We start from the raw sequence: 23997 nt of genomic DNA, 5'->3' as shown, positions 1-23997 counted from the left end.
TCGCCAAATCCGGCCTATTCCGGGCAGCTCACAATATTGCGAATTGTGCTGTGCGACAACATTTTTAGAACGTGATCTTCATACCCGCGCGGCGAGTGCGGCACCCAGATCGGCGACCGACAAACCCACCAGAGTTTCCCGGAACACCCGCCCGGGAAGCTCGGGAACAGCGATTTCGCAGGGAATCACGATCAGGCCACAGCCGGCGCCCTGGGCCGCCAGCGCACCGGTCGGCGAGTCCTCGATCGCGACGCAGTCGGCCGGGTCGACACCGAGCAGTTCGGCGGCGCGGCGGTAGATCGCCGGGTCGGGCTTGCCGTGTTCGACCTCGTCACCGCAGACCGACAGGTCGAAGAAGTCGCGGCCGAGGGTGTCGAGGCCGTACTCGGTGAGCGAGCGTTTGGTGTTGGTCACCAGGGCGCAGCGCAGGCCCGCCGCGCGCACCATCGCCAGCGCGTCCTTGGCGCCGGGCCGCCACGGGATGGGGCCGAGCATCAGCTCGGTGACCCGCCGTTCCAGGAAATCCCCCGCCGCGGCGAGCACCGCGGGGGTGATCGCGACGCCGATACCGTCGAACAGGATGCGCAGCGCGTTCGGGCCGGAGGCGCCGATCAGCGCGTGGCGCACGGTGTCGGTCAGCTCGGTGCCGTGTTCGCGGGCGAGTTCGCGCACCGCGATGTCCCACAGCTTCTCCGAGTCGAGCAGCGTGCCGTCCATGTCCCACAGCACCGCGGCCGGTCGCGCGCTCACTTCGGTGGTCCCGCCTCGTTCTCGTCGCCGGTGGCCGTCGGCGATCGCCGGGCCGGGTCCAGGGTAGCCGGTGCGGATCAGACGCCGGACCCGGTGATCTGCAGGTGGCCCGCGTCGCCGGTGACCTGGATCCACCGGTTCTCCGAGGTCACCGTGCCGTTGGCGAGGTGGTAGGTCAGCGAGACGACCGCCTTGTTCTGGCCGCTGGGAGTGATCGAACCGACACTGACCGAGCGCACCGTCGACCAGAACGAGGAGTAGTCGCCGTAGCCGCCGGTCTGGGCCTGGTAGGCCGGTGCCAGCTGGGCCCAGGCGCCGCCGATATTGCCCGGCAGCATGCCGTAGTACCCGGCGATGAACTGGCCGATCCGCTCCGGGGTCGGCGGGCCGAACGGAGTCGTGGTGATGGTGGTGCTCGACGGGCGCGAGGAGGTGGAGCCGGGCGCGCCCGACGTGGACGGCGCGCTGCTGGAGGCTCCCGGTGTACTGGACGCGCCCGGGGCGGTGGTGGCCGGGACCGTGATCGTCTCCTGTTCGGGGACGATGACCACGGTGTCGACCCGGCCGTCGACCATGGTCGTCACGGTGATCGGCGAGGGCGGGTTCTGGGCCTGCGTGCCCTGGTCACCGCCGCGGTCGCGGGTGACCACCAGGACAACGAGCATGACGGTGAAGGCGGCGACCGCCGCGGCCAGCAGCAGGACCGCGCGATTGTTGTTCGCCGAGTCGGTGCGGGCGGGCGGTGCCGGGAAGGCGGGTGGGCGGCCGGACCCGGTGGCGAGCGGGGAGGCCGGTGCGGCGGCGCCGGGGGCGGCGTCCTGTGGACGCAGCAGTCCGGGATCGCCCGCGGCGGCCTGCCCGATCGGGCTCTGCACCGCGGCGACCCGGCCACTGATGGCCGAGCGGGCCGACTTGGCCAGGGCCAGGCCGCTGCCGAGCAGTCCGGCCCTGGCCGCCCCGGCGGTCGCACCGGGGCGCGGCAGCAGGGTGGTGGCCGCCTCGCCGACCGGCAGCACCTTCGTCGCCGGGGCACCGGGCAGCACCGGAACCCGGCCCGCCGCCACGTCTTCGAGCGCGGTGCGGGCCTGCGCCATGCTCGGGCGGTCCTCGGCGGACGCGGTGAGCAGCCACATCAGCACCGGGCCGAGCGGACCGGCCTGCTTCGGTTCCGGGACCACCCCGCGCGCGACCGCGTGCAGCACGGCCAGGGGGTTGTCGCCCTCGCCGAACGGCGGCGCGCCCTCGACGGCGGCGTAGAGCGTGGAGCCCAGGGCGAACACGTCGGCGGCGGCCTTCGGGTTGTCGCCGCGGGCGATCTCGGGGGCCAGGTAGGCGGGGGTACCGGCGAGGAAGCCGGTGGCGGTGACGGTGACGTCACCGGTGGCGTGCGAGATGCCGAAGTCGGTGATCTTGACGGTGCCGTTGTCCCCGACGAGCAGATTGGCCGGTTTCACGTCACGGTGCATGATCCCGGCGTCGTGGGCGGCCGAGAGCGCCGCGGCGGCCTGGGCACCGATGCCTGCGACCTCGATGGGCGGCAGGGTCGCGCCACCGGCCAGCTTCACCGCGAGGCTGGGGGCGTTCATGTACTCCATCACCAGCCACGGCTGGCCGTCCTCTTCGGCGACGTCGAAGACGGTGATGGCGTTGGGGTGGTGCAGGCGCGCGGCGATGCGGCCCTCGCGCATGGCGCGCAGCTTGGCCTCCAGCGCCTGCGAGCCGGTCAGGCCCGGGGCGAGCAGGAGCTGTTTCACCGCGACGGTGCGGCGCAGCCGGACATCGGTGGCGCGCCACACCACACCCATCGCACCGGTGCCGATCGGGTCGGTGAGTCGATAGCGTCCCGCGATCAACCGATCCGATGTCATGTGCGCCCCTCCATGCGATTTCGCCGAGTCGTCCAGCCCTCCGCGCCACAGCGGGATGAAACTTTGTGAAAATCCTACGTGCTGAAGTGCTTTGCCTGCGCGGTGACTCAGGCGTTGAAGTACTTGGCCTCCGGGTGCAGCAGCACGAACGCGTCGGTGGACTGCTCCGGATGCAGCTGCAGTTCCTCCGACAGCGTGACCCCGACCCGGCCCGCTTCGAGCAGGTCGACCAGCTTGGCGCGGTCCTCGAGCTCCGGGCAGGCGCCGTAGCCGAAGGAGTAGCGCGCGCCGCGGTAACCCAGCTTGAAGTAGTCCTGGATGTCGGCCGGATCGTCGTCGGCGACCGACTGCCCGTCCAGGGTCAGTTCCTCACGCACCCGGCGGTGCCAGTACTCGGCCAGCGCCTCGGTGAGCTGCACGCCGATGCCGTGCACCTCGAGGTAGTCGCGGTAGTTGTCCCCGGCGAACAGCGCGTTGGCGAAGTCGGCGATCGGCTGACCCATGGTGACCAGCTGGAACGGCAGCACGTCGACCTGCCCGGTCTCACGCGCCTTCTCGCGGGAGCGGATGAAGTCGGCGATGCACAGGAACCGGTCGCGCTGCTGACGCGGGAAGGTGAACCGATACCGTTGCGGCGCATCGGGTTCCGGCTCGGTGAGCACGATCACATCGTCGCCCTCGGAGACCGCCGGGAAGTAGCCGTAGACGACCGCCGCGTGCTGGAGCACGCCCTCGGTGGCCAAACGGTCCAGCCACGCGCGCAGCCGCGGACGGCCCTCGGACTCCACCAGCTCCTCGTAGGTCGGCCCGTCGCCCTTGCGCTGCCCGCGCAGCCCCCACTGGCCCAGGAACAGCGCGCGCTCGTCGAGCAGGCCCGAATACTCCTGCAGCGGAAGACCCTTCACCACGCGTGTGCCCCAGAACGGCGGGGTCGGCACCGGCAGATCCGCGGCCACATCCGAGCGCTCGGGCACCTCGATCGGCACCTCGGCGGCCTTGCGCTCGGCGGCGATCCGCTTGGACCGTTCGTGGCGGGCCTTGCGCTCGGCGGCCTTCTGCTTGGCCTCGATGGCCTCCGGGCTGTCGGGATCGAGGCCACCGCCGCGCTTGACGGTCATGATCTCGTCCATCAGCCGCAGGCCCTCGAAGGCGTCGCGGGCGTAGTGCACCTCGCCGTCGTAGACCGCGGTCAGGTCGTTCTCCACGTAGGAGCGGGTCAGCGCGGCGCCGCCGAGCAGCACCGGGAACTGTTCGGCCACGCCCTTGGTGTTGAGCTCCTCGAGGTTCTCCTTCATCACCACCGTCGACTTCACCAGCAGCCCGGACATGCCGATCACGTCGGCCTTCTTGTCCTGGGCGGCGTCGAGGATGGTCGCGATCGGCTGCTTGATGCCGAGGTTGACCACCTCGTAGCCGTTGTTGGACAGGATGATGTCGACCAGGTTCTTGCCGATGTCGTGCACGTCGCCCTTGACCGTGGCCAGCACGATCCGGCCCTTGCCCGAGTCGTCGGTGGCCTCCATGTGCGGTTCCAGATGCGCGACAGCGGTTTTCATCACCTCGGCCGACTGCAGCACGAACGGCAACTGCATCTGGCCCGAGCCGAACAGCTCACCGACGGTCTTCATGCCCGACAGCAGCGTCTCGTTGATGATCTGCAACGGCGGCACCGACTGCATCGCCTCGTCCAGATCGACGTCCAGCCCGTTGCGCTCACCGTCGACGATGCGCCGCTCCAACCGCTCGAACAGCGGCAGCGCCGCCAGTTCCTCGGCCCGCGAGGCCTTCGACGAGGCCGCCGAGACACCCTCGAACAGGGCCATCAGCTTCTGCAGCGGGTCGTAGTCCTCGGTGCGGCGGTCGTAGATCAGATCCAGCGCGGTCTCGCGCTGCTCGTCGGGGATCCGGCTCATCGGCAGGATCTTCGAGGCGTGCACGATCGCCGAATCCAGTCCGGCCTCCACGCATTCGTGCATGAACACCGAGTTCAGCACCTGGCGCGCGGCCGGGTTCAGGCCGAAGGAGATATTGGACAGACCCAGCGTGGTCTGCACCTGCGGATGGCGGCGCTTGAGCTCGCGGATGGCGTTGATGGTCTCCTCGCCGTCCTTGCGCGACTCCTCCTGGCCGGTGCCGAGGGTGAAGGTCAGCGTGTCGACGATGATGTCGGATTCGCGCAGGCCCCAGTTGCCGGTGATGTCCTCGATGAGCCGTTCGGCGATGGCCACCTTGGTCTCGGCGGTGCGGGCCTGGCCCTCCTCGTCGATGGTGAGCGCGACCACCGCGGCCCCGTGCTCGGAGACCAGGCGCATGATCTGCTGGAACCGCGAATCCGGGCCTGCGCCGTCCTCGTAGTTCACCGAGTTCACCGCGCAGCGGCCGCCCAGGTGCTGCAGCCCTGCCAGCAGCACGGGCGGTTCGGTGGAGTCGAGCATGATCGGCAGGGTCGAGGCGGTGGCCAGGCGCGAGGCGAGCTCGTTCATGTCCCGGGTGCCGTCGCGGCCGACGTAGTCCACGCACAGGTCGAGCATGTGCGCGCCGTCGCGGGTCTGGTCCTTGGCGATCTCGAGGCAGCGCTGCCAGTCCTCGGCCAGCATGGCGTCGCGGAAAGCCTTGGAGCCGTTGGCGTTCGTGCGCTCGCCGATCATCAGGATCGAGGCGTCCTGCTCGAACGGCACCGCCGTGTACATGCTGGACACGGCCGGTTCGTGCTCGGGCGCGCGGCGCTGGTCGATCGCGGGCAGCGTGGTCTCGACCCCGCGCACCGCCTCGGCGACCTGGCGGATGTGCTCGGGGGTGGTGCCGCAGCAGCCGCCCACGAGCCCGAGGCCGAACTCGGAGACGAAACCGCTCAGGGCGACCGCGAGCTCCTCGGGCGTCAAGGGGTATTCCGCGCCGTTGGCGCCGAGCACCGGCAGACCGGCGTTGGGCATCACCGACACCGGGATCTGCGCGTGCCGCGACAGATGCCGCAGGTGCTCGCTCATCTCGTCGGGACCGGTCGCGCAGTTCAGGCCGATCATGTCGATACCCAGCGGCTCGAGCGCGGTCAGCGCCGCGCCGATCTCCGAGCCGACCAGCATGGTGCCGGTGGTCTCCACGGTGACGTGGGTGATGATCGGGATGCGGCGGCCCGCCGCGATCATGGCCCGGCGGCTGCCGGTGATCGCGGCCTTGACCTGCAGCAGGTCCTGGCAGGTCTCCACCAGGATCGCGTCGGCACCGCCGTCGAGCATGCCGAGGGCGGCCTCGGTGTAGGCGTCGCGCAGTGCGACGTAGGGCGCGTGGCCCAGCGTCGGCAGCTTGGTGCCCGGGCCCATCGAGCCAAGGACGTAGCGCGGGGTGCCGTCGGCACTGGGGCCCATCTCGTCGGCCACGTCGCGGGCGATGCGGGTGCCGCGCTCGGACAGGTCGCGGATGCGGTCGGCGATGTCGTAGTCGGCGAGGTTGGGTAGGTTGCAGCCGAAGGTGTTGGTCTCCACGGCGTCGGCACCGGCCGCGAAGTAGGCGCGGTGGATGTCGGCGAGCACGTCGGGACGGGTGTCGTTGAGGATCTCGTTGCATCCCTCGAGGCCGCGGAAATCGTCGAGCGTGAGATCCGCGGCCTGCAACATCGTGCCCATCGCACCGTCGCCGATGACGACACGCCGCCGCAGCGTGTCGAGGAGCGTGGTATCGAACCCGGTGGGCAAGGACGCAGACATGTATCCAAGACTAATGGTCGGCACCGACGCCCGAGACCACTGCGGGTGAATCGAGTGGCCCCGGCCACAGCCGCGCGCCGAAACACGCAACAGCGCCGGTCACCGCAAAACAATTCGCCCGAGACACTAGGCTGACCGGGTGGATGCCAGTGAAACCCCCGAGACGGAACTGCCGACGTTGCGCAATCCCGTGCTGGTTGCGGCCTTCGAGGGCTGGAACGACGCCGGTGACGCCGCCAGTGGCGCGGTCGAGCATCTCGAGTTGCTCTGGGACGCGGAGCCGCTGGCCGAACTCGATTCCGAGGACTACTACGACTACCAGGTGAACCGGCCGACGGTACGTCAGGTGGACGGGGTGACCAGGGAGATCCAGTGGCCCTCGACCATGCTGTCGGTGTGCTCACCGCCCGGCAGCGAGCGCGACGTCGTGCTGCTGCGCGGGATCGAGCCCAATATGCGGTGGCGCAGTTTCTGCAACGACCTGCTGGAGTTCATCGAGCAGCTGGGTGTGGAGACGGTGGTCATCCTGGGCGCCCTGCTGGCCGACACCCCGCACACCCGTCCCGTGCCGGTGACCGGGTCGGCCTACAGTCCCGAGGCCGCCGAGCGCTTCAGCCTCGAGCAGACCCGCTACGAGGGCCCGACCGGGATCACCGGGGTGCTGCAGGACCAGTGCGTGAAGGCCGGGGTGCCCGCGGTGTCGTTCTGGGCGGCGGTCCCGCACTACGTGTCGCAGCCGCCGAACCCGAAGGCCACGATCGCGCTGCTGCACCGCGTCGAGGAGGTGCTCGACATCGAGGTGCCGCTCGGTGAGCTGCCCACCCAGGCCGAGGAGTGGGAGGCCGCGGTCAACGAGATGACCGTCGGCGACGAGGAGATCAACGAGTACGTGCGCTCGCTCGAGGAGCGCGGCGACGCCGCGCTCGATCTCAACGAGACGATGTCCAAGATCGACGGTGACGCCATCGCCGCGGAGTTCGAGAAGTACCTGCGCAGACGCGGACCGGGCAGTTTCGGGTTGTGAGTCCCCGGGCCGCCGCCGGGCGCGCGAGGCGCCCGGCCGTGCGGCGGGAACGGCCCACTCACCGATGTGGTGGTTCGGATCCTGCGGAACCGGACATGGTCACACCTCCAGGGTGAGCACTTGGGCGGCCGCCTCGTGTGCCAGCTTGGCGATCAGCAGGTCACGGGGAATCGTCTGGCCGGCAAGGTGATCCAGGGACGGCACCACCACGTGGTGCGCGTCGGCGCGCTTGAGTTCCTGGGTGAGTTCGGCGAACGCGGCGCCGTCACCCGCGGTCGATTCGTGGAACGTGGCGGCGAAACACATTCCCGCGGTACGCGCGAGGCTACGTAGCGCATCCTCCAATTGATCGCCCTGGCCCTCGGCCAGATCGTCACGCAAGTATCCATAGATCAACGCTTCCACCCGAACCTCCGTTGGATAGGGATCGCTGTTCTGTTGTCGGATCCCCCCGCGCCGCGCCGTGCGCCGCGCGGGGGTACTGCGTTGCCCCGCAAGCTCTCCTGCGGAGCGGGCGTCCGGTCTCGGGCCGAGCACCTGCTACCAGCATGCGCAATCGTGGCCCGCGGCAGCAGATGTCAAACCGATGACATCTACATGCCCTATTCGGGACGCCGAACGTTAACTGGTGGGATACTACCGCCGTGACCGCAACTGATGATCGACCCGTCTGGGCTGTCCGGATGCGCTCGGAACGTGACGCGAGGGGGTGGTCGCAAGCCGATGCCGTCCGCGCGATGCGTGCCAAGTCCTCCCACAACCTGCCAACGGACAGTACTCTGCTGCGCAACTGGCGCCGCTGGGAATCCGGGGAATCGCGCCCCGACGAGTTCTACGCGCCGATCATCGCGGCCGCGTTCGACACCGTCACGGCGGCGTTCTTCCCCAAGGCCCGGCCCAACCGTGATGACGAGCTGTTATCGGCAACGGGTATGGACACTCTGGAGTTCATCGGCAGGCTCCGGATGTCCGATGTCAACAGCGCGACCCTGGACGCGGTGCGGATCACCGCCGAACGGCTCTGCTGTGAATACGCCTACGCCGAACCGTACGCGCTGCACGCCGAGGGTACCGCCTGGCTGCGCCGGATCACCTCGCTGCTCGACGGCAGGCTCACCCTGGGCCAGCACCGCGAAATCCTCGTTCTGGCAGGGTGGGTGGCGTTGCTGGTCGGTTGCGTCGACTACGACCTGGGCCGTCGCGGCGGTGCCGAGGCCACCCGCCGGGCCGCGGAGTCGCTGGGCCGGGAGGCCGGAAATCCCGAGATCGTGGGCTGGGCGGCGGAGATGTCGGCGTGGTTCGCGCTGACCCAGGGCAACTTTCGCGGCGCCATCGAGGTCTCGGAGAAGGCGATGCCCGGCACCACCGCGATGAGTGTCGGCGTGCAGCTGGCCGCGCAGCGCGCCAAGGGCTGGGCCCGGCTGGGCGACCGGCGAGCGGTGCAGACCGCGCTCGACGAGGGCAGGGCGATCCTGTCGCGGATGGGTCACCCGGCCGACCTGGACAATCATTTCGTCATCGACGCAACGAAATTCGACTTCTACGCCATGGATTGCTGCCGGGTGGCCGGCCAGGACCGGCTCGCCGAACGCTATGCGCACCAGGTGATCCGCGATTCGACCCGGCCCGACGGCAGTGTGCGCAACCCGATGCGGGTCTCGGAGGCGCGGCTGACCCTGGCGGTGGTCGCGGTGCGCGACCGCGATCTCGAGCGTGCCGTCGAGGAGGGCGTGGCGGCCTTCAGCCCGGGGCGCAAGTCGCTGCCGTCGCTGGCCTGGATCGCCGGGGAGGCCGCGCGCGAGATCATCGAGCGGTTCCCGGGCGACCCGCGCACCCAGACGTTCCTCGAACAGCTGCGTTCACTCAACGTCGGGTGAGCGCGCCTGCGGGGGCGCGCCGATCCGGGACCGGTCGGACGGAGCACGGATCGGACCCCACTACCCTCTCTACGGTGACCGACTCCGCCGACGGCCTGCCCAGCGCCGTCCCCGCCCTGTGGGACGAGCGTCTGCGGTTGTTCTCGTTCGCGACCGCCGAGAAGCGCGCCGACTACCTGCGGGTGCTGCGCGCCTTCGACAGCGCCCGCGCCGCCTACGTGGTGTTGCTGCACGCCGACGACGTCGCCGACTGGATCGCCCGCACCGAGGCGGGCGGCCGCGGCGACGCCCCGGCGGGGGTGCCGCTGCCCTCGGCCGAGATCGGCCCGCTGCTCGAGCAGCTGCACCGCTGGGGCGTGCTCGAACGCAGCTACGACGGCACCAGGGCGGCCACCCTGGCCGAGTACCGCAACCGGCACTACGTCTACCAGTTCGCCCAGGCCGGTTTCCAGGCCTACCGGGCGGTGGCCGGGGTGCTGGCGGCCCGGATGGACGACGCCTCGCTGTCGCGGCTGGTGCTGCCCGAACTGCTCGCCGACCTGCGCACCCTGGCCGCCGCCAATCGCGACGGCGACGCCGAACGCGTCTACACCACCCTGCGCAGGCTCGACGCCGCTCTCACCGACATGGCGGCGCGGGCCGCGCATTTCTACCTGTCGCTGGGCGATCTGGTGCGCACCACCGAGATCACCCCGGAGTCGTTCCTGGCGCACAAGGACGCGCTGCTGGCGCATATGCGCGAGTTCAGCATGGATCTGGCCCGGTTCGCGCCGCGGCTGGCGGCGGCGATCGGCGAGGTCGAACAGACCGGCGTCGAGGAGCTGATCCGGCGGGCGGCCGGCTGTGACGAGCGGGTGCTGGTGAGCGCGGCCGAGCGCGAGGCGGACTGGCGGGCACGCTGGGACGGGCTGCGCACCTGGTTCGTCACCGCGGGCGAGCCGGGCGAGACCTGTGAGGCCGACCGGTTGCGCGAGGCCACCATGAGCGCGATCGCGGCGGTGCTGTCGCTGTTGCGGCGGGTCACCGAGACCCGGCGCGGGGGTGTCAGCCGGGAGTCGGCGCTGCGGCATCTGGCCGCCTGGTTCGTCGACACCCCCACCACCGCCGGCGCGCACGCGCTCTACGACGCGGTGTTCGGGCTGGGCAGGCCCCGGCACTTCGCGCTCGAGCATCCCGATGCCGAGCTGATCCCGGCACACCGATCCTGGTGGGACGCACCGCCGCTGGAGATCTCGCGCACCCTCGCCGAGACCGGCCGGGCCCCGGCCGCGGGCGCACCGGCCCGGATCGCGCGCAACGACGCGGGCATCCGGCGGCTGCGCGAGGCGCAGCTGGCCGCGCAGCGGGAGCGGGCGGCGGCCGCGGCGTCGCTGGCCGGGGGCAATGTGCACGAACGGGTGCTCGATCAGCGCGAGACCGAGGTGCTGTTGCGGCTGCTGGACGCGGCGTCGACGGCGTGGGTGCCGGTGAGCGGCCGGGTCGAGGGCACCACCGGCTCCGACAACGGCGTCACGTTGACGGTGCGTCCGTGCGACGGGTCGACGGTGATCCGCACCGCCGCCGGGCTGCTGCACCTGAACAACCGCCGGCTCGACGTGCGGGCGACGGTGAAGCGGGGTGGGTCCCGATGAACGGTTCGACGAGCCACGCGCGCGGGATCGGCGCCACCCAGCGGCGAGGTGAGGGCCGATGAAGCAGCCACGACGGATCGACGCGCTCGCGCTGGACAGCTATCAGCGGGCCGCGCGGGTGGTGTTGGCCAATCACCTGATCACCCGGGTGTATCCGGACCGGATCGCCTTGCCGCTGGTGCGGCGCTGGGCCACCGAGCTGCGCGAGGACCTGGCCGACCTGTTCGGGTACCGGCTCGAGGTCACCGAGACCACGGCCCGGCTCTTTCCCGTGCACGACCGCCTCGACGACGCGCGTCCGGCGCGCAGCGTCAACGACCGGGTGTTCGACCGTCGCCGGTACGCCTACCTCGCGCTGGCGCTGGCCGCGCTGGGTCGCGCGGGTGACCAGATCACGCTGTCGGAACTGGCCGAACAGGTGGCCGACTACGCGGGCCGGATCGACGGGCTGGAGCTGTCCACCGAGCGGGCGGCCGATCGGGACGCCTTCGTCGACGCGGTCGGCTGGCTCGGTGCGCGCGGCGCGCTGACCCTGGCCGACGGTGACGCGGGCGGCTGGGCTTCCGATCCGGAGGCGGGTGAGGCGCTCTACGACATCGACCGGCCCGTCGTCTTCGCGCTGTTCCGTCCACCGCGCGCGCTGCAGCACCTGCACAGTGTGCGCGGTCTGCTCGCCGACGAGGCCGAGCAGACCGCCGCCGACCAGGCCCGCCGGGTGCGGCGCGCGCTGGTGGAACGGCCGGTGGTCTATCTCGAGGACCTCTCCCCCGCCGAACGCGCGCTGCTGGGCCAGGACCGGGTGATCGGCGAGGTGGAGTACTGCACGGGTCTGCGGGCCGAGCGCCGGGCCGAGGGTGTCGCGCTCATCGATACCTCCGGCAGGCTCTCCGACACCCGCTTCCCCGGCACCGGCACCCTCGCCCAGGTGGCATTGCTGCTGATCGGCGAGATCGCCGACGCCGTCCTGGATCTCGACAATCCCCTGCCGCGCCTGCCCGCCCCCGATCCGGCCGAGGACGCGCTGATCGCCCAGCTCGACGCGGCCATCCCGGCCTCGGGCGTCTTCGCCCCGCTGGCCGAAGAGCCCGACTCCGACACCGACGAAGACCTCGACGACAGCGAACCGGCCGTCCTGCCGTTCCTGGAGCACACCTGGGTGCGGTCCACGGTCACCGCGCTGACCGACCGCTACGGCGCCACCTTCGCCGCGCAATGGCAGGCCGACCCCGGCGCGCTGACCGATGAGGTGCTGGCCCTGCTCGCCCGCTTGCGCCTGGTGCGGCCGGTGCCGGACGGAGTGCTGGTGCTGCCCGCGCTGGCCCGGTACCGGGGTGCGGTGGTCACCGTGCGGGTGCGCAAGACCGAGGAATTGTTCGTCACGGCCGCCGACACCGGCGGCACCGGAGTGGGAGGGAACTGAGCCATGTCGCTCATCCACGGCGGAGTACGTTTCGTCCCGACCCGCGCGGGCATCGTCAATCTCTGGGACTACCGCGACCAGGAGTTCTGTTTCGCCGACGGCCGCCTGGTGCTGCGCGGCCCGAACGGTTCGGGCAAGACCAAGGCGCTCGAGGTGCTGTTCCCGTTCGTCCTGGACGGCCGGATCGAACCGCGCAGGCTCAACCCGTTCGCCGGTGAAGAGCGCACCATGAAGTCGAATCTGCTCTACCGCAAGCAGGAATCGGCCTACTCGTATGTGTGGATGGAGTTCGCGCGCGGCGGCTGGGACGACCCCGAGGTGGTCACCGTCGGCATCGGCATGCGCGCCACCCGCTCCTCGGACAAGGTGACCCGCTGGTACTTCGTGGCCGACGGCCGTGCGGGAGTGGACTTCTCGCTGATCGGTCCCGACGACCGGCCGCTGACCCGCAAGCAGCTCGCCGAACAGATCGGCGGCGATGCCATCGTCGACCGGCCGGTGGAGTATCGCGCCGCGATCGATGCGCGCATGTTCGGGCTCGGCGTCCAGCGCTACGACCAGCTGATCAATCTGATCCTCACGCTGCGCCGCCCACAGCTGGCCAAGAACCTCGACCCGCGCGGCCTCTCGCAGGCGCTCACCGACGGTCTGCGCCCGCTCGACGAGCAGCTGATCCTCGACGCGGCCCGCTCGTTCAGCGATATGGAGGAGGTCGGGCGCACCCTCGACGGGCTCGTCCAGGCCGACACCGCCACCCGCGCATTCGTCGATGTCTACCGCAAATACCTCGCGGTGCAGGCCAAGACCGATGTGGACCAGGTGCGGACCCGGCTCGACGCGGTCACCGATGCCGCCACCGCCGTCTTCGCGGCCACCGCCCTGCGCACCCGCCGCGACGGTGACCGCGCCGAGGCCGAGACCCGCGCGGAGGAGGCCGACCGCGCCTACGAGCAGGCCATCGCCGACCGGGAGAACCTGCAGCGCTCCAGCGCCTACGAGGGCAAACAGCAACTCGACGACCTCGCCGACGCCGTCCGCCGCCTGGAGACCTCCGCCGCCGCGCACCGCGACAAGGCCGCCGAGGCCGGACAGACCCTGCAACGCCGCGCCGAGGAAGCCGAGCGCGCGGCCGAGTCCGTCCGCACCGCCGCGGCCGCCCTGGCCCGCGGGGAGGACGCCGTGCGCGCCGCCGCCGAGGAGGCGGGTATCGAGTGGACTCCCCCGGCCGACGACCGGGGCGACCACTTCACCGCCGCGGTCCGCGGCCACGCCGAGGAACGCGACGCCGATGTCCGCGCGGTCCGCAAGGCCGCGGGCAAGTGGGAAACCGCCGCCGCCGAACGCACCCGCGCCGAACGCCTCGCCGAACGCGCGGTGGAATTGCGCGAGGCCGCGGCCGCCGAAGTGGCACACGCCGAAGCCGCGGTCGCCCTGGCCCGCACCGAATCCGCCACCTCGCTGCGATCGTGGTGGAAGGCCAACGCGCAGGTGTTCACCCCTGACGCGGCCACCGAGCGAGACCTGTACGCCGGCTTCCAGGACCCCGCGCTGTCGGGTGCGATCGCGGACCCCACCGCGCTGTTCGCCGCGCTCACCGCTGCCGTCGCCGCCGCGGGAAGTGACGAAAGCCCTTCCGCACCGGAGATTCTGGCCGAGTACTGCGAGCCGCTCCAGGAACAGGTCCGCACGCGGCGCCAGGAGGCCCGCGCCCGCGCGAGCGCCGCGGCGGCCCGTCGCGACGCCCTGCGTGCCGAGCGCACCCAGATCGCCGCCCAGCACGATGACGCGCCCCCACCGAACCCCGCCAGAACCGGTGTCCGCGAAGACCTTCCGGGCGCGCCCCTGTGGCGGCTCGTCCGTTTCGCCGACACGGTCTCCGCCACGGACGCCGCCGCGATCGAAGCGGCCCTGCAATCCAGCGGCCTGCTCGACGCCTGGATCTGCGGCCCCGACCTGCCCGGCCACGTCGAATCCGACCACTTCCTGCTCCCGCTGCCCGTCGAGCAACGGCCGACCGGCCGCACCCTCGCCGATGTCCTGGTGGTCGAAGAGGATTCGCCCGGACTCACTGTTCCGGCAGAGACCGTCGCGGCCGTGCTCGCCTCCATCGCGGTGCGCGATTCCGGCGCGCGCGAACCTGCGTCGGCCGTGGGCGCGCCCGAGGCGACCACATCGCCGCGACCGGAACCCGGCATCGCGGCGGCCGCGATCGACAGCACCGCACTCACGGCGCTGACCACGGCCGATGTGCCGGAGATCGTCATCGGCACCGCTGGGGAGTTCCGGTCCGGTGTGCTCGTCGGCCGCCATCGCAAGGCCGAGGCGGAGTTCCTCGGCGCCACCGCGCGGGCGCGCAGGCGGGAGCTGCGGCTGGCCGAGATCGAGGTGGCCATCGAGGCCGCGGCCGCCGAGTTCGAGGCGGCGAAGTCCGAAGAAGCGGACGCCACAGCGGAATCGACGGCGCTGTCCACGGCCGTCAAGGCACTCCCCCGCCCGGTCGCGGTGACCGCCGCCCTGCGCGCCGTCGCCGAGACCGCCGGTCTGATGCGTTCGCGGGTGGAGGCGGCCGCGCAGGCCGAGCGGGAGCTCGATCAGGCCGTCGCCGAGGTCACCGCCCTGGACAAGAAGGTGCGTGCCGCCGCGCAGGCCCATCGCACCCCGCGTGAGGCCCGCGAACTGGACGCATTGGCCGCCGCCATCCGGCATTTCGAGAACACCGGGACCGGGCTGCTGCGGCTGCGCGCCGAACACGAGCGGGAGCGCGAACGCGAACGCGAGGGCGCCGACCGCCACGACGAGGCCCGCGCGCTGGCGGAGGCGTTCGCCGAGGAGGCCGAGGCCGCCCGGCTCGGATTCACCGAGCAGCAGCGCAAACTCGAGACCCTGCGTGATGCGTTGGGCGCGAGCGCCGCCGATATCGACCGCGACCTCGAGGCCGCTCGCGCCGCCATCGAGGCGGCCAAGGCCGAGCAGCGGGCCGCGCGCAAGGCCGCCAATGCCGCGATCGAGGCGGTCGGCGACGCCGAAGCCGCCTACCGCACCGCCAACGAGGCTCTCACCACCGCGCTCAGCGAGGTGCTGGCCGAGGTCCGCTCGCTGGCCCCCTACGCCCGGCCCGACCTGCTCGGGCTGCTCGGCGCGGGAACCGAACACCGCTGGCCCGCCGGTGACGCCGCCTGGCTGACCCCGGAGCAGTTGCAGTACCGCATCGTCGCCGCGGGCCCGCAGACCGATCCGGTCGTCCTGCCCGAGGAGGTGGCCGCGCTCTTCACCGATCTCGATGCCGCCACCACCGCGGTGCGCGCGACCGAGGCGGGCCGCAAGTCCACCCGCTCCGCGGTCACCGCCGCGCTGCAGGAGTTCGACGCGGCGCTGACCGCCTCGGGCCGCGACTACCGCCTGCACTGGGACGCCGCCGACGGGCTCACCGTGGTCGCCGTGCACGACGAGAACGGCCAGGCCGCCCTCGCCGATTTCGCCGCCCGCATCGACGCCGCCCGCCGCGACCAGGAACTGCTGCTCACCGACGCCGAACGCCGCATCCTGGAGGACGCGCTGCTGACCGGCCTGGCCCAGCAGATCCACGAACGCACCACCGACGCACGCGAACTCATCTCCCGGATGGGGGCGGAGATGAAGCAGCGGCGGATGTCCTCGGGAAACACCATCGGCGTGCACTGGGTACTCGCCGACGGGCTGTCGGAGGCGGCGCGGGCCATGTGCAAGCTGCTCGACCGCGACACCGCCGCGCTGAGCCAGGACGACCTCGGCGCGGTGCGCGCGCATTTCGCCGCCGAGATCCGCGCGGCCCGTAGCGCCCATCCGGAGCGTTCCTACCCCGAGATCCTCGCCGCCACCCTCGATTACCGCACCTGGCGGGTCTTCTCGTTCACGCTCATCTCCGGGGACGGCACCGAGGACAAGCTCACCGTCGCCCGGCACAGCGCCCTGTCCGGCGGCGAGCAGTCGGTGTCGCTGCACCTGCCGCTGTTCGCCGCCGCGCACGTCATGCTCGATTCCGCCGACCCACAGGCCCCCCGGCTGCTCGCGCTGGACGAGGCCTTCGCCGGTGTCGACGACAACGGCCGCAGCGAATTGCTCGGCCTGAGCGTGCAATTCGATCTCGACCTGTTCATGACCGGTTACGACCTGTGGATCACCTACGGGCACGTTCCCGGCTGCGCGCACTACGATCTCGCGCACTCGACCGCCGAGAACACCGTCAGCGCGACCCTGCTCGTCTGGGACAGCGGCGAACTGCTCGCCGAACACGACGGCGGCGACCTGACCACGGCCTTGGGCTCGCCCAACCGCCGCCGTGTCCCCAACACCATCGAGGGCGGGCTCACCCTGGAGGGCATGCCGGGCGAACCCGCGCGGGTCGGCTGACACCTGTCGGCCGGAGCCTGCCGAACGCGACCGCCGCACCGGTCCCGACCGGGCCTCGGGTCGGTACCCCGGCGGAGGGAGTCCGGTAGTCATCTGTCCGGGCCTCGCGTCGGCGACCCGGGCGGGGCGAGCCCGGTGATCACCGATGCGGCGGCGTGAGGGCGTCGGTGAGGCGAGCCGCGATGTCCCGGAGGTGGGCGGCGAGCTCGGGAGTGTCGTGGAGACGGAAGGCGACGCCGAGGGTGGCCAGGCGGGCCGCGAGCCAGGCGGGGTCGTCGTCGCGGGTGCCGGTGAGGCGGCAGGTGGTGGCACTGTCGGCGACGAGCGTGCCCGGTTCCTCACCGAGGCGGCCCGCGACGCGCGCGAGCGGCGCGTCGATGGACACCTCGGCCCGATACTGCGTGGTGCCCCAATCGGTGCGGCGACCGGCGATGTAGTCCGCCGGATCGGCGGCGGGTAGTTCCCTGGCGGCGATACGGGCGCCGGTGGCCCGCGGGTCCTCGACGCGGTCGGCGCGGTAGCTGCGCCACGCGTCGCGGTCCAGGTCGTAGGCCACGAGATACCAGCGCCGGCCCGAGGCGACGACGCCGCGCGGCTCCACGTGCCTGCGGGAGACGGTGCCCGCCGCGTCCCGGTAGCCGAAACGCAGGCGTTCGCGGTTGGTCACCGCCGCGGCGAGAACGGTGAGGACCTCCGGGTCGACGGTGGGTCCGTCGCCCACCCGCACCGCGACCGCCGAGCCGACGGTGCGCACCCGCCGGCGCAGCGGGGCGGGCAGCACCTGTTCGAGTTTGGTCAGCGCGCGCACCGACGCGTCCTCGATGCCGGCAACGGCCTGGCCGGTCGCCACCCGCAGTCCGACGGCCACCGCGACGGCCTCCTCCTCGTCGAGCACCAGCGGCGGTAGTGCCGAGCCCGCGGTGAGGCGGTATCCCCCGGTCGCGCCCATCGCCGCGACCACCGGATACCCGAGTTCGCGCAGCCGGTCGACATCGCGGCGCACCGTGCGATCGGTGACGCCCAAGCGCACGGCCAGTTCACTGCCCGGCCACTCGCGCGGCATCTGCAGCAGGGACAGCAGTCGGAGCAGACGAGCGGCGGTGTCGGTCATGGTGTGAATTCTTCCGCACAACTAGGACCGGAACTGTCCTATATGACTTCTAGAGTCGGAATCACACCGACGAGATCGAGGAGCACCCACCCCATGAGCACCATTCGCCCGTTCCGCATCGACATCCCGCAGGCCGACATCGACGATCTGACCGACCGGCTCACCCGGACCCGCTGGGCCGCGCAACTGCCGGGCGACGGATGGGAGCGCGGCGTGCCCACGGCATACCTGCGCGAGCTGGCGCGGTACTGGGCCGGCGAATTCGATTGGCGCGCGCAGGAAGCCGCACTCAACGCGTTCCCGCAGTTCCTGACCGAGATCGACGGACTCGACGTGCACTTCCTGCACGTCCGCTCGCCCGAACCCGACGCGGTGCCGCTGCTGCTCACCCACGGCTGGCCGAACTCGTTCGTCGAGTTCACCCGTGTCATCGGCCCACTCACCGATCCCCGCGCCCACGGCCTGGACCCCGCACTCGCCTTCCACGTGGTGATCCCCTCGGTGCCCGGCTTCACCTTCTCCGCCGCACCGACGGAGACCGGAATGACGACGGCGACGGTGGCCCGCATGTGGGCCACCCTCATGGACCGCCTCGGCTACGACCGCTACGGCGCCCAGGGCGGCGATCTCGGCGCCTACATCGCGCCGGAGCTGGCCCTGGCCGCGCCCGAGCACGTGATCGGCGTGCACCTCGACGGCGGGATCGGCATGCCGACCGAGGCCGACGTGCCGTCGATGTCGCCCGAGGACCAGGCGCAGTGGGCCGAGATGCAGCAGTGGATGACCGGTGGTGTCGACCATCACGCGCTGCTGAAGGCGGCACCGCAGACCTTCGCGCTGGGCTGGAACGATTCACCGGTGGCACTGCTGGCCTGGATGATGCAGAAGTTCCAGGAGTTCACGCCGATGGCGGAGCTGGCCGAGGACGTGATCGACCGCGACCACATCCTCACCAACGCGGCGCTGTACTGGTTCACCCAGACCACCGGCAGCTCGTCGTGGCCGATGTACGAGGGCCTGCGCGAGGGCGGCTTCGGCTGGCCGATCGGCCAGAACCTCGTCCCGACCGGCGTCTACGGCGGCGGCTCCCCCTTGATGCGCAAGCTCGCCGAGCGCGACAACAAGATCACGCACTGGCCCGAGGGCAACCCCGGCAACCACTTCGTGGCCATGGAGGAACCCACCGCCCACGTCGCCGACATCAGAACCTTCTTCGCCGGCCTGCCTCAGCGCTGACTCGCGTCGGGCACCGTGGGCGGGCACGCGGTGCCCGGCACGGTGACCAGCTCGAAGTGCCACCACTCGTTGTCGAAGGTCCGGCACAGGCCCCAGCGGTTGCCGTTGGTCTCGAGCCAGTAGGCGCCGGTCTGGGGGCCGACGTCGATGGCGTGGCCGGAGACGTGGGTGGATTCGGCCGGCGGGAGGACCCAGCGGCGGGCCTCGGCGGGGTCGCCGTAGGTGGCCAGGCCGTCCTGCCACAGTTGTTCCTGCTGTTCGGGGGTGCGGTAGCCGGAGGTGATGGACAGCGGGACGCCCTCGGCGTGGGCCTGCTGCTCGGCGAGGGTGTAGGCGGCCGCCAGGGCGGGGTCGAGGCCCTCGGTGCCCGCGGCGGACTGGGACTGTGCGCGCTGGTCGGTCCCGGTCGGGTGGGCGTGGGCGAGGCCCCCGGCCGCGGCGGTGAGCACCACCGCGGCCGTGAGCGTCATCAGTATCCGGTCGGCCGCGCGGCCGGGCACAGTCCTCATGCGCGGATTCTATCGACCTCCGCCCGGCTCGCGGAGTGCGGCCGATCGTCCCCGGACCCGGTGCGCACCGGCCAGCGTCCGGGGGCGGCGGTGTAGGCGGGCAGGGCCGAAGACCGGCGGTGACGTCCCTGGTCGGGGCGCAGCGCGCGGCCGACCGCGACCGCGGTGAGCACGCCGATCAGCAGGATGCCCAACCAGACCAGCCGGTCGGCGCCCGCCGCCCTCGCGGCGCCGAGGACCGCGCCGGTGGCCAGGTTCCCAGCCAGGATGGCGACGCCGACCACGGTGTTGTAGAAGCCGTAGTGGGTGGCGACCAGCTTGCCGTCGGCCATGGCGACGACGGTGTCCATCTCGAACGGGAACACCGCCGCCGTGCCCAGCGCGAGCACCGCCGCCGACACCAGCAGAGCCCCCGCCGCGACCACCGGACCGACGCCGTCAGGTCCCGGTACCAGCGCCAGCGGCACGAAGGCCGCCGCCAGCACCCCGAGCCCGACGACCAATCCGCGCTCGGTGCCCCACCGCCGCCGGAACCAGGCGGTGATCCGCCATTGCCCGGCGATGGCGACCACGCCCGAGATCACGAACACCGCGGCCGTGAGCGCCTGCGCCCCGCTCGCCCCGGCGAGGAACTCCGCGTGCAGGGGCAGCGCCAGATACACCTGAAACGAGAGCACATACGATCCGCCCATCGCGACGGCGAAGGCGAGGAAGCGCCGATTGCCCGCGATGGCATGCCAGTCGGCGAGCACCGAGGTGCCGGTGGCCACCCCGCGACGCTGTGGCAACGCGCACAGCTGCGCCACAGTGAGCACCGCGAACACCGCCGCCGCCACCGCCGCGACCCACCGGAAGTCCAGTCCCAGCAGGGCGATACCGACGAGCGGTCCGGCCAGGATGCCCGCCTGATAGAACACGTTGAACACCGCGAAAGCCTCCACCCGCCGCTCCCCCGCCTCGGCGGCGAGATAGGCGCGCACGGCCGGATTGAACAGTGCACCGGCGAAACCCGTGGCGGCGGAGGCGATCAGCAGCATGGGCAGCGACGAGGCGACCACCAGCGCGGCGAATCCGGCGGTGCGCAGCAGACAGCCCGCCACGATGAGCGGTTTGTAACCGAGCCGGTCGGCCAGGGTGCCGCCGAGCAGGAACATGCCCTGCTGGGAGAAGTTCCGCACGCCCAGCACCAGCCCGACCGCCCAGGCCGCCAGGCCCAGCGGGCCCGCCAGGTATCCGGCCAGGTACGGCATCAGCATGTAGAAGCCCAGGTTGATGCCGAACTGGTTGATCATCAGCAGTCGGGCGGGCACGTCGAACCCGGCGAAGGCCCGCAGCGCAGTCATGCGAGCACCGGCGCGGCCGGGTCGACGACGACCGGGCAGCGGGTCCAGGACCGCACGGTCCGTTCCCCGGGATGCGCGAGGACCGCGGGTTCGCGCGGCGGCGGCCCGGTGAGCAGGTCGTGTTCGCGGCAGTAGGCGTCGTTGTAGACGGTGTCGAAGTAGCGGTGCGGGCCGTCGGGGAACACCGCGGCGATCCGGGTGTCCGGGTCGGCGGTGCGCGCGGCCCAGCCCGCGACCAGGGCGACCGCGCCCACGCTCCAGCCGCCGGTGGCGTAGTGCGTGGCGGCCAAAGTGCGGCAGGCCCAGACGGCTTCGGCCGGGGCCACCCAGTGCACCTCGTCGAACGCGCCGTAGTCGACATTGACCGGGCGGATGCTGGAGCCGAGCCCGCGCATCAGCCGCGGGCCCGCGGGCTGGCCGAAGATGGTCGAGGCCACCGTGTCGACCCCGATCAGCCGCAGCGCGGGATGGTGCCTGCGCAGGTACCCCGCGACCCCGGCGGAGTGGCCGCCGGTGCCGACCGCGCACACCAGCACGTCGACCCGGCCGAGCTGCTCGAGCAGCTCCTGGGCCAGGCTCGCGTAGCCGTCGGGGGCGTCGGGATTGCTGTACTGGTCCGGGCACCAGGCGGTGGGATCGGCCGCGAGGGCGGCGGCCACGTGGTCGCGGCGAGCCTGTTGCCAGCCGCCCACCGGATGTGGCCGCTCGACGCATTCGACGCGCGCGCCGAAGGCGGTGAGCATGCGGTCCACGATGGGTTCCAGGCCAGGGTCGGTGACCACCGTCACCGGGTGGTCGTGCACCAGCCCCGCCAGCGCGAGACCGAGACCGAAGGTGCCGCTGCTGGATTCGACGATCCGCGCGCCGGGCACCAGATCACCGCGCTCCTCGGCGCGGCGCACCATGTGCAGGGCGGGGCGGTCCTTCATCCCGCCGGGGTTGAATCCTTCCAGCTTGGCCCAGAATCCCCGATCCGGTCCGGCCAGCGGTGCGCCCACCCACATCACCGGGGTATTGCCGACGAGGTCGTGGGGCCGGTCGGCGATGGCGCGAGCGGTCCTGTCGAGCACGAATTCCTGCATGTCTGTCGCTTCCTGAGTCGGCCGCCGGACACGGCGGCGCGAACGAACACGGGCATGCGAACACCGGCCCGCCCCCATGGGGAACAGGCCTGGCGCTGACCGGTCAGCGTCGGCAGAGGCAGTGACGGATGAGGATGTCGCGGCCGGGGCGCGACCACGGGGTGACGCGCGGGGGCCCGCGCCCGGCGAGCGCGGGCAGGCCCAGGGCGGCGACGAGGACGAGCAGCACCGCGGTGAGCGCGGCGAGGGCGGGCAGGACGAGCGCGCTGTCGGGCGCAGCGACGTCGGCGAGGCAGTGGTCCGGCAGCAACGGGTGATCGGGCACCACTACATCGGCGACGCCCGCGACCACGGCGACGGCCCCCGCGTGGTGGTCGTCGTGGTGCACGGTGGTGCAGTCGATCACCAGCGCGCACAACGTGGTGAGAACCAGCAACGCGGCGATCGGGAGGGTCCGCAGACCGAACGCGCGACGGGAACCATCGGCAGAGGTACCCACCACACTCCCTTCCCGCGCCGTCGCTTGTCGCCGACCAAGCTACTACAGCTTGACGTAGACGCAGGTCAGTGCCGTGCGAGCGAGCGGAGTTGCGCCGGTGACGGTTTCGCGGCGCTCAGCGCGCGCGGTGGCGCCACCGCTCGAACTCCCGGCCCACCTCGGTGGGCGCGGGATCCCCGTAGAGCCATTCCCTGGCCAGCAGGTGCCAGTTCGCGGTGACCCGCAGCTGGCCGAGGGTGGCGAAGGTGAACAGGTCGGCGCGGCGGGAGAAGATGTGTTCGGGCGGCAGGAACTGGCGGTGCATGCCCTGGAACTCCGAGGAGCGCGGGTCCACGGCGAGCAGGACCGCGCCGGTGGCCAGTTCGGGGGTGATGGTGACCTCCTCGTCGAGCAGATGCCAGCCGGTCACCGCCCACACATACGACTGGCACTCCTCGACGGTGACCCCCGCCTCCGGGTCGATGATGCCGCGCTCGACCCAGGCCGCGTACAGGTCCTCGGGGCGGCCCTCGGCGGCCGCGCGCAGGCACGACCGCTCGAAATCGACGTGCACGGGGTCCATCTCGTTGTAGAGCCCGAAGTCGACGAAGGCGAGCCTGCCGTCCTCGGCGAGCAGCACATTGCCCGGGTGCGGGTCGCCGCAGAACTCGTATTCGGCGAAGAGGGTGCCGATGTAGAAGCGGTAGATCAGCTCGCCGATCCGGTCGCGGTCGGCGGCGGGCAGGGTCTGCATGTGCGCGAAGGGGCGCGCGTGCACGAACTCGGTGACCAGCACATTGTGCGTGCAGTACTCGGCGATGGCGTCGGGGATCTGGACCAGCGGGTGGCCGCGGTAGCGCTGGGCCACCCGGTGCTGGGTGCGCGCCTCGCGCAGGTAGTCCAGTTCGCTGCGCAGGTTGTCGGCGATCTCCTCGAGCACGCCGGTGTCGGCCACGCTGGGCAGCACGGAGCGGCCCATCTTGCCGAGGAACTCCAGGTTGCCGATGTCGGCGTGCACGGCCCGTTCGACACCGGGGTACTTGACCTTGACCGCCACCTCGCGCCCGTCACGCAACCGCGCGCGGTGCACCTGGCCGATGGAGGCCGCCGCGATCGTGGTCTCGTCGAACTCGGCGAACACGCGCCCCAGCGGCCCCAGATCGTCCTCGATCACCCGGCGGATCTTGGGGAACGGCACCGCGGGGGCCTGATCCTGCAACGCGGCCAGCTGCTTGCGGAACTGGTCGCGATGCGCCTCGGGGACGAAGTCCAGGTCGAGCACCGAGGCCATCTGCCCCAGTTTCATCGCCGAGCCCTTCATGCTCCCGAGCACCGCGACGATCTGCTGGGCGGCGGTCATGGCCGAGCGTTCGGCCAGCACCTGCCTGGCTTCCTCGGTGCGCCCGATCATCGACAGCCGCCTGCCGACCCCGCGCACCGCCTGGCCCGCGGCGAGCTGCCCCAGCTTCGCGCCGCGTGCCATCCGTCCGCCAGGAACCCCGGTGGCTGTCATCCGAACCCCCGTCACCCTGGGCTGCGTTGTCGCGCGTCACACTACACGCGACACGCCGTCGG

At 71.6% G+C, this 23997-nt stretch carries 16 protein-coding genes; 6 read left to right on the top strand and 10 right to left on the bottom strand.

Annotated features, from left to right (window positions below; all coding sequences use genetic code 11):
* Positions 1-78: 78 nt before the first annotated feature.
* The 3 genes from ACWEMY_RS15305 to metH form a co-directional block, all read right to left on the bottom strand.
* Positions 79-750, bottom strand: a complete 672-nt coding sequence (locus ACWEMY_RS15305) for an HAD family hydrolase (protein ID WP_375928266.1) — start codon at positions 748-750, stop codon at positions 79-81.
* A 77-nt stretch (positions 751-827) separates the two neighbouring features.
* Positions 828-2618, bottom strand: coding sequence for a serine/threonine-protein kinase (locus ACWEMY_RS15300; RefSeq protein ID WP_452390519.1), 1791 nt, complete (start codon positions 2616-2618; stop codon positions 828-830).
* A 107-nt stretch (positions 2619-2725) separates the two neighbouring features.
* A complete protein-coding gene (metH, locus tag ACWEMY_RS15295; protein ID WP_452390518.1) occupies positions 2726-6322 on the bottom strand; it encodes a methionine synthase in 3597 nt (1198 codons plus the stop codon).
* A gap of 139 nt (positions 6323-6461) precedes the next feature.
* Here metH and ACWEMY_RS15290 point away from each other — a divergent pair, with 139 nt between their 5' ends.
* Positions 6462-7346 carry a PAC2 family protein gene (locus ACWEMY_RS15290; protein WP_375928272.1) on the top strand — a complete coding sequence of 295 codons (885 nt, stop codon included), beginning with the start codon at positions 6462-6464 and terminating at the stop codon, positions 7344-7346.
* 99 nt (positions 7347-7445) lie between these two features.
* Here the strand turns inward: ACWEMY_RS15290 and ACWEMY_RS15285 are convergent, their stop codons facing one another.
* Positions 7446-7751, bottom strand: a complete 306-nt coding sequence (locus ACWEMY_RS15285) for a hypothetical protein (RefSeq protein ID WP_278264512.1) — start codon at positions 7749-7751, stop codon at positions 7446-7448.
* A 332-nt stretch (positions 7752-8083) separates the two neighbouring features.
* Here ACWEMY_RS15285 and ACWEMY_RS15280 point away from each other — a divergent pair, with 332 nt between their 5' ends.
* The 4 genes from ACWEMY_RS15280 (at position 8084) to ACWEMY_RS15265 (ending at position 16663) form a co-directional block, all read left to right on the top strand.
* Entirely contained in the window at positions 8084-9223 is a 1140-nt protein-coding gene (locus ACWEMY_RS15280; RefSeq protein ID WP_375928274.1) for an XRE family transcriptional regulator, read from the top strand.
* A 74-nt stretch (positions 9224-9297) separates the two neighbouring features.
* A complete protein-coding gene (locus ACWEMY_RS15275) occupies positions 9298-10854 on the top strand; it encodes a TIGR02677 family protein (protein ID WP_452390517.1) in 1557 nt (518 codons plus the stop codon).
* A 58-nt stretch (positions 10855-10912) separates the two neighbouring features.
* Positions 10913-12274 carry a TIGR02678 family protein gene (locus ACWEMY_RS15270; RefSeq protein ID WP_452390516.1) on the top strand — a complete coding sequence of 454 codons (1362 nt, stop codon included), beginning with the start codon at positions 10913-10915 and terminating at the stop codon, positions 12272-12274.
* A gap of 3 nt (positions 12275-12277) precedes the next feature.
* Complete coding sequence (locus tag ACWEMY_RS15265; protein ID WP_452390515.1) at positions 12278-16663, top strand: SbcC/MukB-like Walker B domain-containing protein; 4386 nt, start codon at positions 12278-12280, stop codon at positions 16661-16663.
* Positions 16664-16802: 139 nt separating this feature from the next.
* Here ACWEMY_RS15265 and ACWEMY_RS15260 read toward each other — a convergent pair whose 3' ends face one another.
* Positions 16803-17774, bottom strand: coding sequence for a helix-turn-helix transcriptional regulator (locus ACWEMY_RS15260; protein ID WP_452390514.1), 972 nt, complete (start codon positions 17772-17774; stop codon positions 16803-16805).
* 93 nt (positions 17775-17867) lie between these two features.
* On the opposite strand from ACWEMY_RS15260, the gene ACWEMY_RS15255 reads away from it, so the two are divergent.
* Positions 17868-19010: an epoxide hydrolase family protein gene (locus tag ACWEMY_RS15255; RefSeq protein ID WP_452390513.1), complete on the top strand. Its 1143-nt coding sequence runs from the start codon at positions 17868-17870 to the stop codon at positions 19008-19010.
* Here ACWEMY_RS15255 and ACWEMY_RS15250 read toward each other — a convergent pair.
* The 5 genes from ACWEMY_RS15250 to ACWEMY_RS15230 all read right to left on the bottom strand — a co-directional run bounded on the left by ACWEMY_RS15250 (position 19001) and on the right by ACWEMY_RS15230 (position 23935).
* A complete protein-coding gene (locus ACWEMY_RS15250; protein WP_452390512.1) occupies positions 19001-19519 on the bottom strand; it encodes a M15 family metallopeptidase in 519 nt (172 codons plus the stop codon). The genes ACWEMY_RS15255 and ACWEMY_RS15250 overlap by 10 nt on opposite strands.
* Entirely contained in the window at positions 19516-20862 is a 1347-nt protein-coding gene (locus ACWEMY_RS15245) for an MFS transporter (protein WP_452390511.1), read from the bottom strand. The genes ACWEMY_RS15250 and ACWEMY_RS15245 overlap by 4 nt, the downstream gene beginning before the upstream one ends.
* Positions 20859-21944: a PLP-dependent cysteine synthase family protein gene (locus ACWEMY_RS15240; protein ID WP_452390510.1), complete on the bottom strand. Its 1086-nt coding sequence runs from the start codon at positions 21942-21944 to the stop codon at positions 20859-20861. The genes ACWEMY_RS15245 and ACWEMY_RS15240 overlap by 4 nt, the downstream gene beginning before the upstream one ends.
* 103 nt (positions 21945-22047) lie before the next feature.
* Positions 22048-22443 carry a putative copper homeostasis (lipo)protein LpqS gene (lpqS, locus tag ACWEMY_RS15235; RefSeq protein WP_452390509.1) on the bottom strand — a complete coding sequence of 132 codons (396 nt, stop codon included), beginning with the start codon at positions 22441-22443 and terminating at the stop codon, positions 22048-22050.
* A 115-nt stretch (positions 22444-22558) separates the two neighbouring features.
* Entirely contained in the window at positions 22559-23935 is a 1377-nt protein-coding gene (locus tag ACWEMY_RS15230) for an AarF/UbiB family protein (RefSeq protein ID WP_452390508.1), read from the bottom strand.
* Positions 23936-23997 lie beyond the last annotated feature (62 nt).

The organism is Nocardia sp. NPDC004415 (assembly GCF_053602435.1).
This window is presented reverse-complemented; position numbering and strand designations above follow the sequence as displayed.

Coding starts and splice junctions, on each gene's coding strand:
- ACWEMY_RS15300 (WP_452390519.1), bottom strand. CDS start 2,618: ATGACATCGGATCGGTTGATCGCGGGACGCTATCGACTCACCGACCCG.
- metH (WP_452390518.1), bottom strand. CDS start 6,322: ATGTCTGCGTCCTTGCCCACCGGGTTCGATACCACGCTCCTCGACACG.
- ACWEMY_RS15280 (WP_375928274.1), top strand. CDS start 8,084: ATGCGTGCCAAGTCCTCCCACAACCTGCCAACGGACAGTACTCTGCTG.
- ACWEMY_RS15270 (WP_452390516.1), top strand. CDS start 10,913: ATGAAGCAGCCACGACGGATCGACGCGCTCGCGCTGGACAGCTATCAG.
- ACWEMY_RS15265 (WP_452390515.1), top strand. CDS start 12,278: ATGTCGCTCATCCACGGCGGAGTACGTTTCGTCCCGACCCGCGCGGGC.
- ACWEMY_RS15260 (WP_452390514.1), bottom strand. CDS start 17,774: ATGACCGACACCGCCGCTCGTCTGCTCCGACTGCTGTCCCTGCTGCAG.
- ACWEMY_RS15255 (WP_452390513.1), top strand. CDS start 17,868: ATGAGCACCATTCGCCCGTTCCGCATCGACATCCCGCAGGCCGACATC.
- ACWEMY_RS15250 (WP_452390512.1), bottom strand. CDS start 19,519: ATGAGGACTGTGCCCGGCCGCGCGGCCGACCGGATACTGATGACGCTC.
- ACWEMY_RS15245 (WP_452390511.1), bottom strand. CDS start 20,862: ATGACTGCGCTGCGGGCCTTCGCCGGGTTCGACGTGCCCGCCCGACTG.
- ACWEMY_RS15240 (WP_452390510.1), bottom strand. CDS start 21,944: ATGCAGGAATTCGTGCTCGACAGGACCGCTCGCGCCATCGCCGACCGG.
- ACWEMY_RS15230 (WP_452390508.1), bottom strand. CDS start 23,935: ATGACAGCCACCGGGGTTCCTGGCGGACGGATGGCACGCGGCGCGAAG.